Origin of the sequence: Bacillus horti (genome assembly GCF_030813115.1) — a bacterium.
Taxonomy (GTDB): domain Bacteria; phylum Bacillota; class Bacilli; order Caldalkalibacillales; family JCM-10596; genus Bacillus_CH; species Bacillus_CH horti.
Genome location: NZ_JAUSTY010000013.1, coordinates 48,481 through 64,946 on the forward strand (window position 1 = coordinate 48,481; position 16,466 = coordinate 64,946).

Consider the following 16,466-nt stretch of genomic DNA (forward strand, 5'->3'; position numbering starts at 1 on the left):
AGGGACTTGGGAAGGAAGATATATCCGGGTCTCTTTTTCTAAATTTAGAATGGCAAAGTAGTACTGAATGAGTTGAGCATGAAGAGGTATGGGCAGTAGGAAGGAGTTAAAGGGGTGAGTTCTAATATGGAGATTATTGTAGCAACGAATAACGCTGGGAAGATAAAAGAAATAAAGAAAATTCTAGAGCCAATCGGTATTAAGGCGCTTAGTTTGGATGATATTAATCTGGATATTGATGTCGTTGAGGATCGAGATACCTTGGAGGGCAATGCAGAAAAAAAAGCGACTGAGATTATGGAGATCGTAGGTAAGCCTGTATTAGCGGATGACAGTGGTCTGTTTGTAGACGCACTAGATGGGAGACCGGGTGTCTATTCAAAGCGTTATGCTGGTGGAGATTCACATCAAGGGAATCTTAAGCTTTTAGCTGAGCTGGAGGGTGTTCCTGAAGAAAAGAGAACAGCACATTTCAAATCGGTGATATGCCTAGCCTTTCCAGGGGAGTCAGTGCTTTTGGCGGAAGGAAAGCTAGAAGGATTAATCCAGCATGAGGAAAAGGGAAGTAACGGCTTTGGCTATGACCCTATCTTTTATCTGCCTCAAAGGGGTATCACGTTAGCAGAGGCTTCAAATGAAACGAAAAATCAAATTAGCCATAGAGCTCTGGCTTTAGAAAAACTGAAGGAAACCTTGCTTGATCGGTTATGATAGGGAAGATCTAATTTGTAAAAGTGTGTAAGGGTAAGGGTTAATAAATAAAGTGGGCTAAGCGTATTAAATACATCAGAGGGGAAAAGTTATGATAATTAGGGGTTACAAAGATGTGGATAAGAACCAGATACTTCAGCTGGCAGCAAGATTTAGTGATTTAGAATTTATGAGCTATAGAGATCAAGAAAAAATGAATAAAAAACAAATGGATTTGGCAAAGGAAGCTGTTGAAAGGAATTGTTCAAATATCTTCGTAGCTGAAGAGGATGGAGAATTTATAGGGTATATTGAGCTGACTGAGCAGACCGATTATTTTACGGGAGAAAAGCAGGGCTATGTATCTGCGATTGCTGTTCTGCCCCAAGGGGAAGGCAAGGGGATTGGTAAAAAATTAATGCAAAAAGCAGAGGAATGGACTGCAGAAAAAGGGATACAGGTTTTAGTATTAGATGTCTTTCAAAAAAATGAAAGAGCTATAAAGTTATATGAGAAACTAGGATATCAACAAGAAATTGTTAAGATGACTAAGGTTTTATAAAGGTAAAGTCTCGTTTATCAGAGCCCTCACTACTATGAGAGGGCTTTTATTTGTTAGATTGAAATAACAGTATAGATTAATCTAATAAGAGGAAATGAGGAGCAATGGCTTTGCCTATGATCCTATCTTTTTTATCCCTAAAATGGGCATCACATTAGTTGCTACTGTTTATTTTGCCTGTCTCTCAGCTGTAACGGACAAAATTGACCCTTAGAGCGTCATTTTACCTGAATTAATCTGTAACGGACATTTTCGACCCTTAGAATGGGAATCCCTCAGTTTTGGCCTCATTTTCACGGCTAAGGTGCAGATTTGTCCGTTAGAATTTTCAACGGTCCAAAAAAGACTTCTAAGATGCAATTTTGTCCGTTAGAGAAAACCATACAGCACGTTTTACATCGAAAACAAAAAAGTTAACACTAGTCACTTACTGAAGTCACTTACTGAAGTCATTCACTGATGCCGTTTACTGAAGCCCCCTTATGATGTGTTCGTGTTCATACTCAGGCAAAAGGCCGTAGCAGAAAGTGAATGACAGGTCCATTACTGTACTGAATAGCTGTCCTACCTTCATCATATAAGGGGCCTATTACCAATTTGACCCTGCGAAAGTTGAGTTGATACTATTAATTATCTGAAGCGAACGATTTAAAGAAATGTTTTTTAGGCAAAATGATTGGATCTGTATGTAAGTCTATAAAAAGATGGATTTGTGGTGGTTCTGAGCTTATATACTCCTCTGATTTTAAGAATAGATCAAAGGACTTTGCTGAAAGGGTAGATATTTCAAATTCCATTTCTTCGGCTATGTTTCTACCCAAGAACTTCCAACCAGCAATATTCATTATTCTTTCATTGGGTGGAGAAAAATAAAAATGGCTTGGTATGGCAAATTGGAGCTTGATTGTATCCTTTGGTAAGCTACCGTTTATCTGAATGAAAGTAGCTAAGTAAGCGATCAAATTATTTCTAGCAAATTTTAAGGTAATTGGTAAATATAAACTCTTCTATTTCTTTGCTGTATCTTACTTTATGAGAATAGAGGCTGTCAATAAGCATAAAATCTGAAATTGTCTTATTTGATGATTTAAATTAGTTCATTATATCTATGGATAAAGTGGCACACTCGGAATGAATACTAATAAAATAAATTGAGCACGATAACATGCCATAGGTTTAGGAGAAATCCTAACAAATACACGAACGATATGTTTAATAAAGTGTTAAATGTTCGGATATCCTGTTGAGTTTCTGTGGGAGGTTTGTTACACTTAAAAAGGATTACAGATTACATAAAGCTGAATGGAGGTGTCTCCCATGGCAGGTGTTGTTGTGGTAGGAACACAGTGGGGAGATGAAGGAAAAGGAAAAATCACAGACTTTCTATCTGAGAAAGCGGAGGTTATTGCACGCTATCAGGGTGGAAACAATGCGGGACATACGATTATTTTTGAAGGTAAAAAGTATAAGCTCCATCTGATTCCCTCCGGTATTTTTTATCAGGATAAGATTTGTGTTATCGGTAATGGAATGGTTATTAATCCAAAGGCTTTAATTGAGGAAATTCAGTATATTCATGATCAGGGCTTTTCAACGGAACATTTGCGAATTAGCAGCCGTGCGCATGTGATTTTACCCTATCATATAAGGTTAGATCTTGCTGAGGAGAAGAGCAAGGGTGACGATAAAATTGGAACGACTGGTAAAGGGATTGGGCCGGCGTATATGGATAAAGCGGCAAGAACGGGAATCCGTATTGCTGATCTGTTAGACCCAGAGGAATTTAAAGCGAAGTTAGAAAGAAATCTAGCGGAGAAAAATCGTTTATTAGAGAAGGTATATAATGAAGAAGGCCTTAAATTTGAGGAGATTTATGACGAATATGTCAAATTAGCGGATCAAATTCGCCCTTATGTGACAGATACGTCTGTGGTGTTAAACGACGCCTTAGACGGTGGTCAACGCGTGTTGTTTGAAGGGGCTCAGGGAGTCATGCTTGATATCGACCAAGGAACGTATCCGTTTGTTACGTCTTCAAACCCTATTGCTGGTGGAGTGTGTATCGGGTCTGGAGTAGGTCCGACAAAAATTGGGCATGTTGTCGGTGTAGCTAAAGCGTATACGACTCGTGTCGGCGACGGTCCTTTCCCAACGGAGCTTGATGGTGAAATCGCTCATCAGATCCGAGAGGTAGGGAAGGAGTACGGGACGACGACGGGAAGAGCTAGACGTGTAGGCTGGTTTGATAGCGTGGTGGTACGTCACGCAAGACGTGTAAGTGGAATTACGGATCTATCCTTGAATTCTATAGATGTGCTAACAGGCATAGATACGCTAAGGATCTGTACAGCGTATGAGTATAAAGGAGAGGTTATAGACGCTTTCCCTGCTAGTCTAAAGGTTCTAGCGGAGTGTAAGCCTGTGTATGAGGAGCTTCCTGGATGGACAGAGGATATTACACAGTGTCGTTCTCTTGATGATTTACCAGTAAATGCGCGTCATTATATAGAAAGAATTTCTCAGCTTACAGGAATTCCATTAACCATCTTTTCTGTAGGTCCAGACCGTCAGCAGACGAACCTAGTTCGTGGAGTTTATGCTTAAATCGAGCTTTTATAATGAAAATTTTGATGAAAAAATAGCTGTGTTCGCCGTGTGTTCTTATCGTATTTAGGCTGATTTATGTTGATTTGGCTATACGTTCACATTGTGTTCACAAGGAGAAGCCATGCACTTTTTCAGTGTGTGGTTTTTTTGCAATCCTAAATAGGATATGTATGTAAGCGGTTTATATTTCGTAACATTCATTTTTAGTTGCCTATTCTTCTATGTTTAATATCCAGAAATACTAGTGTTTTGCTGTAAATTGTACGAAAAAGCCTTGTCTAAAAAAGCCATTCTATGATAAAGTGATAGGGTAGTTTGTAGAAGTAGGCACAGATTTTTGTCAAATTAAAGAAAAGCTATAGAACTATATACATAGCATTATGAGTAGGTCATAAGACTTAGGATTTCCTATAGAGTGTCAAAAAATGGACACAACAAGACGAACATAAACATCGAATGATCTTACGAAATATAGTTTTAAGCAAGACCGGCGAAGGAAAGACGGAGCCACATAGCCAGACAACTAAAGCAAAATCTATGAAACTAGCAGCTAACTAGATCGAAAATGACTAAGCGTTCATTTTTCAAATGTTCATGGGTTTTTGAAAGGAGGTTATCATGTCGACATTCCAAGACAAGCTCAAAAAAGCTTCAATGTGGATGAAAGCTAGAATAACCCAGGGAATCGAGCATGGTAAACGTACTATTTCGCAATACAAGAAACACATTATTATTTCAGGTATTTCAGCAGGTGTCTTATTTACAGTGAGTGCGGTAGGCTATACATACTATCAATCTCAGGTTCAACCGATCTATCACGTGTATTTCCAAAATCAACAGATTGGTACGGTCGATAACCCTGACATCGTTAATCAATGGATCGACAATAAAATAGAAGCTGTAACGGCGGATTATGAAGATATTACCTTCCAAACCAATCACAAGGTTGCTTTTGAGGAAGAAGAATTATACAAGCCGTCTTTTGACAATCAAGCTACTTTAGAAGAGCTTGAAGGGCTTTTTGAAATACGAGCTACGGCTATCCGTTTGGAGGTCGATGGTGAATTCATCGGATATATTCCAAACGAAGAAAGCGTCTATACATTACTAGACGAAATGAAAAGCGAATATGTTTCAGAAGAATTTTTGGCTACGATGCAAAGTGAAGGATTTAGAGAAGATAGAAATGCTAGCTTTGCCGTCGCGACTCTAGCTAATGATGGTCAAATCGATCCTGATGAGTCAGAAAATACGGCTGTTAATGGAAAGGCTTTAGATATCAGTGCTTTAGATTTCGATAAGCTGCATATGACGAAAGCGAATGTTCAGCAGCAAATTGGCGTGCATGAAACAGTTGTTAACCCTGAGGATGTCATGAATGCTGAACAGCTAAGTGAGATTTTCCACGGAACAAGTGTTGAAGAACAGATTTATGAGGTTCAGTCTGGTGATGTGCTAGGAAGCATTGCTCAAAAGCATGACATGACGACAAGTGAGCTTTTAGCGTTAAACCCTGAACTACAAGCGGATCAATTACTTCAAATTGGTCAAGAGGTTGTGATTACAGGGAGCAAGGCCTTTATTTCCGTAGAAACGGTAGAGCAGGTTAAGAAAGTGGAGAAAATTCCTTTCACAACGGACTACCAGCAAACGGACGAGCTATATAAAGGTGAAAGACGTACGGTAACTCATGGTTCAGAGGGTCAGAAGGCCGTTGTCTATGAGATCGTTAAGGTAGACGGTAAGGAAATTACTCGTCAGGCGATTGATTCAGAAGTGATGATTGAGCCTGAAACTGAGGTTGTCTTAGTAGGGACAAAGGTTAAGCCTTCCAGAGGCTCAGGACAGTTCAGCTGGCCAGCGGTTGGTGGTAAGGTTTCCAGTGGTTTTGGTCCTAGGTGGGGCAGGCAGCATAACGGTATTGATATTAGCAGTGTTCGTGACAAAACGATTAAAGCTGCTGACAATGGTAAAGTAACGACAGCTGGTTATCATCGTGGCTATGGAAATTATGTAGTTATCGATCATGGTAATGGCTATGAAACGCTATATGGACATTTAGAATCGATCTCTGTTTCAAAAGGAGATGTCGTCCAAACAGGCGATAAGTTAGGAGTTATGGGGTCAACCGGAAACTCCACGGGTATACACTTGCATTTTGAAATTATTAAAAATGGAAGAAACCTAAACCCAGCTCAGTATGTGAGCCGTTAATAATCACATACCACGAGAATGACATTAGTAAACGTAGAATCATAATGATTCTTTCATATAAAGCAATAGGTAGTAAGTTTAAAGCCACATTCTAGTTATAATAGATATTTTCTATACGTGTACCCAACCTACTTTATGTTGAACATTCTTCATGGAGTAGGTTTTTCTATTTTTTCTGGAGAGAATGGAATACAATAGAGCTATAGATAAAAGGGGGGTCCGAGGATGAGCTATAAAATTCTAGTGGTGGATGACGAACGCCCTATCGCCGATATTCTACAATTTAGTTTAGAGAAGGAAGGCTACACTGTGGTTTGCGCTTTTGATGGAGAAGAAGCAATCGCCAAAGCAAATGAAGAGCTACCTGATCTTATTCTGTTAGATATTATGCTACCTAAAAAGGATGGGCTTGAGGCGTGTCGTGAAATTAGAAAGAAGCAGGACGTTCCCATTATTATGCTTACAGCTAAGGACTCCGAGGTAGATAAGGTCCTTGGGCTAGAGCTGGGGGCGGATGATTACGTAACGAAGCCTTTTAGCACAAGAGAGCTTATGGCCCGTGTTAAGGCGAATCTTCGTAGAATCGTTCAGCAGAAAGAGGCGAATACGGAGGAGGATACGGGCATCCGCATTCGAGATATTATCATTCATCCAGAATCGTACACGGTTTATAAAAATGAGCAAAGAGTTGAGCTCACTCATCGGGAGTTTGAGCTTTTATTATACATGTCTAAGCACCTAGGCCATGTGCTAACGAGAGAGCATCTATTACAGGCTGTTTGGGGCTATGACTATTACGGAGATGTAAGAACGGTTGATGTGACGGTTAGGCGCTTAAGAGAGAAGGTGGAGACGGACCCAAGTCAGCCTGAGTATATTTTGACTCGGCGAGGTGTGGGATATTCCTTGATGGATACAACGGCTAAAGGAAATGGAATGCTGCTATGAAAGTGATGAAGGCGCTAAGGCAATTAAAATGGTTTAATAGTATAAATTGGAAATTCACAATGATCTATGTGCTGCTCATTTTAGTTGCTATGCAGGTTTTTAGCGCTTATTTTATGAACTCTCTTGAGTCGCACTATGTTAATAACTTTACACGGATGCTAGATCAACAGGCTAGCCTCTTTGCGTACAGTGCTCAGAACTATTTTGATGAGAGTCAGGATGAAGAGACTGGGACGCTCCAGCGTGAGGATATGGATGTTTTTATCGATCGTTTTTTTTCTACACCGCTAATTGATATCCAGGTGTTAGATCAGAACGGGGTTGTTATTGGAGCTTCGACTGACCGACAGCGAATAATTGGGCAGATTAATACGCAGCTTGAGGTCAAGCGGGCTCTAGCGGGGACTAGAGATGAGACGATTCGTATTAATCCTGAGAATGGACATCGGACGAAAATTATTTCCCTGCCAATAACGTTAGGGAATCAAGTGGTTGGTGCGATTTATTTAATGGCTTCGATGGAGGACACCTATCAAACAATTCAGGATATTAACGGAATCTTAGTGACGGGAACGCTTATTGCCTTAGTATTAACCGTTTCATTAGGTGTGACCTTGGCCAAAACGATCACATCACCTATTAAGGATATGACGGTACAGGCTAGCTCGATGGCAGATGGAGACTTTTCGAAAAAGGTTAAGATATATGGTCAGGATGAAATTGGACAGCTAGCGCAGGTGTTTAATGAAATGTCGGAGCGCCTAAGTAAAGCGTTACATGATAACGCTCAGGAGCGGAATCGTATCGCTTCCATCCTATCTCATATGAGTGATGGGGTTGTAGCGATCGATCATCGTGGATCAATTATGCTTTCAAATGCGACGGCTGAGGCTTTGCTAGGGAAAACAGAAGAGGAAATGGTTGGTGAACCTATTGCCGACGTGCTAGAGCTTCCTGATCAGGAGTGGCTGAAGATCTATGAGGTACAGGACTACCGTTTCCTAGTTGATGTTGCTGTGAATGAGCAGCCTATCATTCTCCAGGTAAAATCGACTCAAATCAATTGGGAGGGTGGTACACAAGGAGCTATTATCGTGCTACAGGACGTGACACAGCAGGAGAAGCTAGAGGGCGAACGGAAGGAATTTGTAGCAAACGTTTCTCATGAGCTGCGCACGCCATTGACAACGATGAAGAGCTATCTTGAGGCGTTAGATGATGGGGTACTACAGGACAAGGATCTAGCTCCGCGATTTATTCATGTAGTTCAAAATGAAACAGAGCGAATGATTCGATTAGTGAATGATTTGCTTCAGTTATCCAGTATGGATACGAAAAAGATTCCATTGAAGTGGAAGACAACAAATATGCACTTATTAATTAAGGATGTTGTAGAGCGTTTTTCTATTCCTTTTGCTAATCGAGAGCTTGAGGTTAAGCTAGATTTAGCTGATGATCTTCCACTAGTCCTTGTTGATCCAGATCAGATGGTTCAGGTGATGGATAATATTATGTCCAATTCGATCAAGTACTCCAATCAGGGAGGCGTCATTTCGGTTGAAGCTTCATTAAAGGAAAGTGATATAGAGATCGTCATTTCCGATAACGGCATAGGGATTCCTAAGCCAGACCTAAAGCATATTTTCAAACGCTTTTATCGTGTTGACAAAGCCCGTTCAAGGGAAATGGGAGGAACAGGATTAGGACTCGCTATTGCCAAGGAAATAATTGAGGCTCATGACGGTTCCATTCGTTTGGATAGTGTGGTTGGCGAAGGGACGAAGGTATTCATTCGTCTGCCTATTATACGGGAGAATAGAGGGGATGAGGTATGATAGAAAAATTGAAAACGGTCCTCTTAATAGGGCTTATCGCCTCAAGCATTGTCCTAACCTGGCAGATATGGACGTATCAGCCTCGCTATGATTATCTACTACCGACGGAATATGTGACACAGGAAGGGATTGCTGAACGTCGTGAGCTCCAGGACTTAATTCAACCTGAAAAAATCCTGTACTATTTTGGAGATGAACGCATTACGGCTTCTAGCCCGGACTCTGTTGAATATACAAATGTGATCAAACAGCAAATGAAGAACTGGAGCTTTACAGGCTTTCGTGAGGTAGAGGGAAACCAGAGGCAATGGAATGATTTACGGACGAGATATGAGGCCATTGAATTTGCCTTCCCTACGAATCTTCCACTATCTACATTAGGTGAGCTCTTCACGCTGAATACAGGAGATACGCAATACTCGGACGTAGGGAGCATGTTTTTATATATTAACCCTGTCATGGATAATGTTTTTGCCTTCTTTATTAATTATGATGAGCAAAGGTTTTTACGTTCTAATACATCCATTAATTCCTCTGAGCTTCGGCAGTATTTAGCGTTGGGAGAAAATAAGCCTGAACAAACGGCCATCCTTCTCTATGACAATCCTGATCCTAATCAATTAGATCAATATATCTATGTAACGGATGAGCCTGTGGAAATGACAGAGTACCATTATTTTTTCCGCCGTATTCAAATCGACACGCTTATTTCATACTTGTTTGTTGATCCGCTTTTAGTGAGACAAATTCAGGATCGAAGTGGAGAGGTGTTTTATACGGATGGGACGAGAGGCTTGCAGTTAGCCAGTGGTCTGACGATGAATTATGTACATCCCCTTGCTATTACACAACGGGAGGGTGACGCTTCAGATAACCAATTTATCCAAAGAGCTACCCAGTTTGTCAATCAGCATCGAGGCTGGGAGCGTGGCTACTATCTATATAACTACCATAACCCAAATGCATATGAAGCTTCGATTGAGTTTAGACGATATATGAACCAGTATCCTGTTTTCTCTGATCATCCCGATGAGGAGCAAAACGTGATACAATTGGACATACAGGATGGCAGGGTGGTCAGCTATTATCGCTCCCTGCTTCAGCTAGACAGTGTGATGGATGATCGAAGACGAGAGTTACCTTCAGGACTGCAGATGATCGAGGAGCTAGAAAGACTTGAGATTCCGCTAGAAGAAGTGGAAGATATGTTTCTGGGGTACGCCTATACGTATAATGACAATTCCATTAGCTATCGTCCAAGATGGATCATAGAGTGGAAAAACGGACAAAGAAGCTTTATCCGTCAAGTAGAGGATCTTTACCCACTAAGTAGAATACAGGAGGAGCTAGAGGAGGGAAACAATGAATTGGAGTAGAACGAAGTCCATTTTTATTCTCGTTTTCCTTGTTTTGAACTCTTTCTTGGGCTATCAGCTGTGGGAGAAAATCCAAACCAGGCCCCTTGAATTGGCCCAGCTAAGCGAAGGTTCTGTAGAGGAGCTTTTGGCGCTACGTAATATCAGCTTGGAAACGGAGCTGCAGGCAGAGCAGCCGGAGCTGTCTCAGCTTAACGCTCAGTTTTTAACAAATGTGTTTGAGGATTTTGAGAATCTGCAGAATCAATCTCTTCTTTTTCAGGAGAACATGCTCATTTCTCAATTCCATGACCCTATTCTTCTAGAGGAGGGGCAAGAGCAAGACATTAGGCCTTTAGTGGAGCCATATATACATCGTTTTGAGCAGTACGAGCTAGATCAATGGGCCGGAGATTCGATCTTGTTTTTACAGAAGGTGGAGGGTCATCCGATTTTTATCGGAGGCATTGAATTTTATGTGAATCAAGTGGAAGAGGAGCTTTTTCTAACGGGCTATGAACAAACATATTATCAAGTGGTGAATATGGGGACGAAGCAGCCTACAATCTCCTCCTATACGAGTATTCGTACGTTACTAGATAATCAAGCCATTCCTTACTTTTCTACGATCGTAGATGTCCGCTTGGGTTATTATGGACAGGTTTATGAGGTGGAGGGTCAGGTGCTTACGCCAGCTTGGAGAATTATGATTGAAACAGACGATAGAGTAAGAATGATCTACGTGAATGCGATCACGGGAGCAATAGAGACAGAATATACGCGTTAGGAGAGGTAGACGGTATGGCATTAAGGTATTCAGTATTAGCTAGTGGAAGCACGGGGAACGCTACTTTTGTAGCGACAGAACAGGCTAAAATCGTCATCGATGCAGGATTAACGGGTAAGCAGCTAGAGGCTTTGTTTGCCCAAATTGGGGAGAATCCGCAGGAGCTAGACGCCATATTGGTGACACATGAGCACTCTGATCATATTAAGGGCTTAGGTGTGCTTGCTAGACGCTATAAAATTCCGGTGTACGCCAACGCTAAGACATGGACGGAAATTGATCGCCTATGCGGTAAGATCGAAACGGAACAGAAATTTCACTTTGAGCAGGATCAGAGGCTAATGTTTAAGGATCTAGAGGTGCATTCGTACGGAGTTTCTCATGATGCTATTGAACCGATGGCTTATTGTGTTTATCATCAGGGTAAAAAGCTAAGTATGTCAACAGATATGGGCTATGTGAGTGAACGGATAAAAGGGACACTTGAGGATTCCGATGTGATTATCTTTGAGTCTAATCATGATGTAGAAATGCTACGGATGGGTCATTATCCATGGAATATTAAACGCCGTATTCTCGGGGATATGGGTCATTTGTCTAATGATGCAGCTGGAGAGGCACTAGCAGATATTATTAGCTCTAGGACAAAGAAAGTCTACTTAGCTCATTTAAGTAAGGACAACAATATGGTTGACTTGGCGCGTATGACGGTACAGCAAATTTTAGAGGGAAGAGATATTGAGGTAGGTCGCGGGCTTACCCTGCACGATACATACCCGGATAAACCGACTAAGCTAGCGGTGGTTTAAAGGGTAGCTAGACGTGGAATAATAGGTAATGCTGATCCCATAGTTTCACATAAAATTGTTACAATTCCTACATGGTTCTTTTTTAGGTAGCTTAGTATAATAATAACAATAACAAACAAATACCAAGCCATTATAAATTAAAAAAGATAAGCACGAAGGAAGGTGTTCAAATGGGATACTATGATGATAATGAATACGTTAGTCAGGAGTCTCGTTCTAAGAAGGAGCGCCCTAGACGTACATGGATTACAGCGTTAGCTTCAGCGATGGTCGGAGGCTTGATTGTAGCCTTATTGATCCCGGGATTAGCGTCGCTGAACCTATTACCTTATGATGTAGCACCAAAAAATGCTCAGCAGCAGCAAGAGGCTACGGAAACAAGCGCTTCGCAGTCTTCTGTTAACCAGCCTGTACAGCTTAGTGTCTCATCTGGTATCATTGATGCGGTAGAGAAGGTGTCAGATGCCATTGTGGGTGTTGTTCGATTCCAGGAGCAGGCCGACTTCTTTTCCCGTGGGGTTGAGGAAGTAGAAAGCGGAACAGGATCTGGTGTCGTCTATGAGATTGTGGGAGACAAGGCTCATATTGTGACGAACTACCATGTGATTGAGGGAGCCCAAAAGGTGGAGATTTCCTTACCGAACGGAGAAAGAGTAGAGGCTACTTTAATAGGAGCCGATCAGCTTACTGATTTAGCTGTTCTAGAGATTGATGCGGAGCATGTGGATATCGTGGCAGAATTCGGTGACTCAGACACGATTCGAGCAGGTGAGCCAGCGATTGCGATCGGGAATCCTCTTGGATTAGAATTCTCTCGTACGGTGACACAAGGAATTATCTCAGCCAAAGAGCGCTCCGTTACGGTATCAAACAATTGGGAGCTTAATGTTATTCAAACAGATGCGGCCATTAACCCTGGAAACAGTGGTGGGGCTTTGCTTAACATAGAAGGTCAGGTTATTGGGATCAATAGCTTAAAAATTGCTACGCAAGGCGTAGAAGGTTTAGGCTTTGCCATTCCGATTAACGATGTAGTTCCAATCATTAATGACTTAGTGGAGCATGGGGAGGTACAGCGTCCCTTCCTAGGAGTAGGCATCATTGATTTAGCTTCGATTGATTCTAGCCACTGGACAACGACTTTGAATCTGCCAGAGGAAGTGAATCAAGGTATCGTCGTTCGTAGTACAGAAACGCTTGGACCTGCTGAACAGGCTGGCATTGAGGAGTTAGATGTCATTGTTGCGCTAGATGGTGACCCAGTGAACAACTCGATGGAGCTGCGCAAATACTTGTTTGCTCAAAAATCGATTGGTGATACGGTTACAGTAACAGTATATCGTGGTGGATTGACTCAGGATATTGATGTTGTGCTATCTAAGAGTTCTTCTAATTAAGGTGGGGAGCTAGTAGGTCAACGAATGTGTCATCGACTGGTGATAAGTAGATTTAATAAGAGAGCAGAGCAAATACTAACAAGAGTTAAATACAGTAGTATTCTCTGAGTGAAGCTTGATGAAGTAGTTGAAAGTAACTAGAAATTATAATAGGGGTATTCTCAGGTAGGTTGAGGATGCCCCTATTGCTTGTTATACTGTAGAAGGATGTTGAAAGGATCTTCAACAGAGATCAATTAATAGATATGAAGGTATATATTAAAACAAAGTCTTCGGTATATAAGAAGGATAGCCATAAATTTTTTGTTAAGGAGGTGTTTGAATGTACGTATGCTGTGAGGAGCATTTAGAGCTTGCAATTGATCATTTTGTGGATGAATATGAGGATGCTCCAGATGTGTACAGGCTAGATGAAATAACTTTCAAGGCATGGGAAGCTCCTCCTACCTGCGATTTTTGCTCGGAAGCTCCCGTTTTCTTGGTTATTTAAAAAACACCCGTGGATAACTTTGTCCTTTGCTCCGAAATATTCTGAAATATATGGCATAAAACGCTACACAGCAGGGCTTTACAAATATTTGCAAAGTTATACACACCCTGTGATCAACATGTGGATATCTTTATATTTTTGTCAAACTAGATCTTGTGTCAAGAATTTTTTCGTTGTATTTTGGCAACAACTTGTAGATTTGCCCGGGTGATTTTGACCAATTGTTAGTAATATTACGTTCAAATAGATAGAACTAGAGGAGGACTCGCTTCGTGCAGATCACAATCATCAGTGTGGGGAAGATCAAAGAAAAATACCTAAAGCTAGGCATTGCAGAGTTCGAGAAGCGGTTAGGACCTTACTGTAAGCTTCAGATGATTGAGGTTGCGGATGAGCAGGCTCCAGAGCAAATGAGTGAGAAGGAAATTGAGCAGGTTAAGGAGAAGGAAGGACAGAGGATTCTACAGCAGATTAAAGCAGATCGGTATGTGATTGCCTTAGCGATTGATGGGGTGAATTGGTCTTCTGAACAGTTAGCTAAAGAACTGGATCGTTTGGCTACGTATGGGCATAGTAGTATATGCTTTGTGATTGGTGGCTCAAATGGTCTGTCTGACGAAGTGCTGAAGAGGGCGCAGGTGAAGCTATCTTTTTCGAGGATGACTTTTCCGCATCAGTTGATGAAGCTTATTTTAACGGAGCAGGTTTATCGGGCTTTTCGGATTAATCGGGGGGAGCCTTATCATAAATAACGGCAAGTTGAGGCTGTTACGTGTTTGTAGGCGCCTGCAAAAGCGTGCTTGGTGGTACTGGGGGGGAGCCTCTGCTTGTGAGAAGCAAAAGCCCTCCGGGGCTTTCGTCTTGACGGAAGGGGCTAGACAAAGAAACTACTTCATCTGCAAATTAGAGGGTGTTCCTTTTAAAAGCCAGCTGGAAAGTATACCAAACAGCTGACTTATAATGTTTGACCGCTGTCCACGGTTATGATCTGACCGGTCATTGCTTCCTGTTCCAAAACAGCACAGATCAGTTGGGCGATATCACGAGGCGTTGAAATCTGCTGCAGCAGAAGATGGGGGGCCAATCTCTTCATTTGTTCTTCCTTTCCGTCCCACCATCTTGTCGCAACGGCTCCCGGCACGACGCAGTTAACCCGAATAGCGGGAGCTAGAGCTCGGGCTAAAGATTTCGTAAGTCCATGAACCGCTGATTTGGATACGGCGTAGGGAAGCGAGGAGCCTAGTCCTGTCTGCCCGGCGATGCTACCAACATTTACATTCGCTCCCTGGTTATTCTTCTTCATGAAGGGAGCGACAGCCCTCGCGCAGTAAAACATGCCCTTCACGTTCACATCGAACAAATTGTCCCATACCTCCTCCGTTGCTGACGCTAAATCATCCATCGGAATATGTCTGGTGATACTAGCATTATTTACGAGTAGGTCGATCTTACCGAATTTATGTACGGCCGTCTGGACCATGGTTTCTACTTCCTTGTCCTGGGAAACATCAGCTTGTATGGCTATAGCACGCCCGCCTTTATCATTGATCCATTGGACGGTTTCTTCCGCATCGGATTGAGAACGTGAATAATTCACAATAACGGTTGCCCCCCGTTCGGCTAGCATGAGACTTGTCGCTCTTCCGATCCCCGTACCGCCGCCAGTAACAAGGCCGACCTTACTTTTTAATTTCATAATAACTCCACTCCCCCTATGCCTTTTATATTATTCATTGTAAAGGTTGTACTAGTATTTGTATAATTGAACTAATTGAAGCATTTGTTCAATAATGTTGAAGTGGTTAAGGGGGATGGACTGTGGATCTTAACACGTTAAAAACTTTCCAAATGATTGTGAAATACGGAAGCTTTAACCGCGCGGCACAAGAAATGAATTATGCGCAATCTACCGTCACGATGCAAATTCAAAAGCTTGAGTCTGAACTGGGCGTTAAGCTAATAGAGCGTGGTAAAGAAATCGGTCTGACGGGAGCCGGTAGGCTGTTTTACGATCAGAGCTTACAAATCACAAAAAATATGGAGTATCTTCAGACCAGTTTATCCAATGTGAAATCAGGCGACGCAGGACATATACGCATAGGGGTAACGGAGCCAACGGCTAGTTATCGTTTACCTGGTGTTCTGAGGAATTTTATGTCCGAGCATCCGAATATCCGCATTTCCGTGGAAATTTCGAATACTCCGATCCTTAGAGAGCGGATCCTCAAAGGAGAAATTGATTTTGCGCTTTCTGCGGCACCTGACTTGGGATCCGAGTTATATTTCGAGCCTTTATTCAAGGAAGAGTTCGTGGCATTGATGCCCGAGAATCATCCACTTGCTCAGAAAGAGGTGATAGTGCCGGAGGAGTTTCGGGGGTATCGTCTGCTTATCACATCAGCGACTTGTCCATATCGCAGGAAGCTGGAGATGGTATTACAGGAAAATGGGAACGTCATGCTGGATACCATGGAGATCGGTAGCATGACGGCGTTAAAATATTATGTACAGAACGGGTTAGGGATCGCGCTCGTCCCTAAAATTATGATTGAACCCGAAATAAGTGGGACTACGGTTAGGATGGTCAGTGGAAGCCTTATATTCATGACATTCGGGATCTTGTGCAAAGCATCGGCATATCCGTTGCAACTGGCTAGTGGAAAGCTGTTTCAACAGCTCAAACTCCATCTAAAAAGAAGGACAATTTCCTGCATTCGAACATAACTTGCCGATCCCCCCGCCGCGGTGAACTGTACCATAACTCGACGAGAT

The 16,466-nt window shown here is 42.0% G+C and carries 14 protein-coding genes; 13 read left to right on the top strand and 1 reads right to left on the bottom strand.

The features are described 5' to 3' along the window. Positions 1-114 precede the first annotated feature (114 nt). The 12 genes from rdgB (at position 115) to rlmH (ending at position 14,446) form a co-directional block, all read left to right on the top strand. Complete coding sequence (rdgB, locus tag J2S11_RS14955; RefSeq protein WP_307395881.1) at positions 115-711, top strand: RdgB/HAM1 family non-canonical purine NTP pyrophosphatase; 597 nt, start codon at positions 115-117, stop codon at positions 709-711. Between the two features lie 91 nt (positions 712-802). Further along, positions 803-1,252, top strand: a complete 450-nt coding sequence (locus J2S11_RS14960; protein ID WP_307395883.1) for a GNAT family N-acetyltransferase — start codon at positions 803-805, stop codon at positions 1,250-1,252. 1,317 nt (positions 1,253-2,569) lie between these two features. Continuing rightward, the gene (locus J2S11_RS14965; RefSeq protein WP_307395885.1) at positions 2,570-3,856 is read left to right on the top strand and encodes an adenylosuccinate synthase; all 1,287 of its coding nucleotides are present in this window, start codon (positions 2,570-2,572) and stop codon (positions 3,854-3,856) included. A 621-nt stretch (positions 3,857-4,477) separates the two neighbouring features. After that, positions 4,478-6,073 (top strand): peptidoglycan DD-metalloendopeptidase family protein, encoded by a 1,596-nt coding sequence (locus J2S11_RS14970; protein ID WP_307395887.1) that lies wholly within the window; start codon positions 4,478-4,480, stop codon positions 6,071-6,073. A gap of 225 nt (positions 6,074-6,298) precedes the next feature. Next, the gene (gene yycF, locus J2S11_RS14975) at positions 6,299-7,021 is read left to right on the top strand and encodes a response regulator YycF (RefSeq protein WP_307395888.1); all 723 of its coding nucleotides are present in this window, start codon (positions 6,299-6,301) and stop codon (positions 7,019-7,021) included. Next, positions 7,018-8,856, top strand: coding sequence for a cell wall metabolism sensor histidine kinase WalK (gene walK / locus J2S11_RS14980; protein WP_307395889.1), 1,839 nt, complete (start codon positions 7,018-7,020; stop codon positions 8,854-8,856). The genes yycF and walK overlap by 4 nt, the downstream gene beginning before the upstream one ends. Next, positions 8,853-10,232 (top strand): YycH family regulatory protein, encoded by a 1,380-nt coding sequence (locus tag J2S11_RS14985; protein ID WP_307395891.1) that lies wholly within the window; start codon positions 8,853-8,855, stop codon positions 10,230-10,232. Before walK ends, J2S11_RS14985 begins: the two co-directional genes overlap by 4 nt. Beyond that, positions 10,219-10,998, top strand: a complete 780-nt coding sequence (locus J2S11_RS14990) for a two-component system regulatory protein YycI (RefSeq protein ID WP_307395893.1) — start codon at positions 10,219-10,221, stop codon at positions 10,996-10,998. Before J2S11_RS14985 ends, J2S11_RS14990 begins: the two co-directional genes overlap by 14 nt. 14 nt (positions 10,999-11,012) lie before the next feature. Further along, positions 11,013-11,807, top strand: coding sequence for an MBL fold metallo-hydrolase (locus tag J2S11_RS14995; protein ID WP_307395894.1), 795 nt, complete (start codon positions 11,013-11,015; stop codon positions 11,805-11,807). 170 nt (positions 11,808-11,977) lie between these two features. Then, the gene (locus J2S11_RS15000; protein ID WP_307395896.1) at positions 11,978-13,204 is read left to right on the top strand and encodes a S1C family serine protease; all 1,227 of its coding nucleotides are present in this window, start codon (positions 11,978-11,980) and stop codon (positions 13,202-13,204) included. 322 nt (positions 13,205-13,526) lie between these two features. Continuing rightward, positions 13,527-13,694, top strand: coding sequence for a CxxH/CxxC protein (locus tag J2S11_RS15005; protein ID WP_307395898.1), 168 nt, complete (start codon positions 13,527-13,529; stop codon positions 13,692-13,694). Positions 13,695-13,966: 272 nt separating this feature from the next. After that, positions 13,967-14,446 (top strand): 23S rRNA (pseudouridine(1915)-N(3))-methyltransferase RlmH, encoded by a 480-nt coding sequence (gene rlmH, locus J2S11_RS15010; RefSeq protein WP_307395900.1) that lies wholly within the window; start codon positions 13,967-13,969, stop codon positions 14,444-14,446. Positions 14,447-14,649: 203 nt separating this feature from the next. On the opposite strand, the gene J2S11_RS15015 is transcribed toward rlmH, so the two are convergent. Continuing rightward, positions 14,650-15,390, bottom strand: a complete 741-nt coding sequence (locus J2S11_RS15015) for an SDR family NAD(P)-dependent oxidoreductase (protein ID WP_307395902.1) — start codon at positions 15,388-15,390, stop codon at positions 14,650-14,652. Between the two features lie 122 nt (positions 15,391-15,512). Here J2S11_RS15015 and J2S11_RS15020 point away from each other — a divergent pair, with 122 nt between their 5' ends. After that, positions 15,513-16,418: a LysR family transcriptional regulator gene (locus J2S11_RS15020; protein ID WP_307395903.1), complete on the top strand. Its 906-nt coding sequence runs from the start codon at positions 15,513-15,515 to the stop codon at positions 16,416-16,418. Positions 16,419-16,466 lie beyond the last annotated feature (48 nt).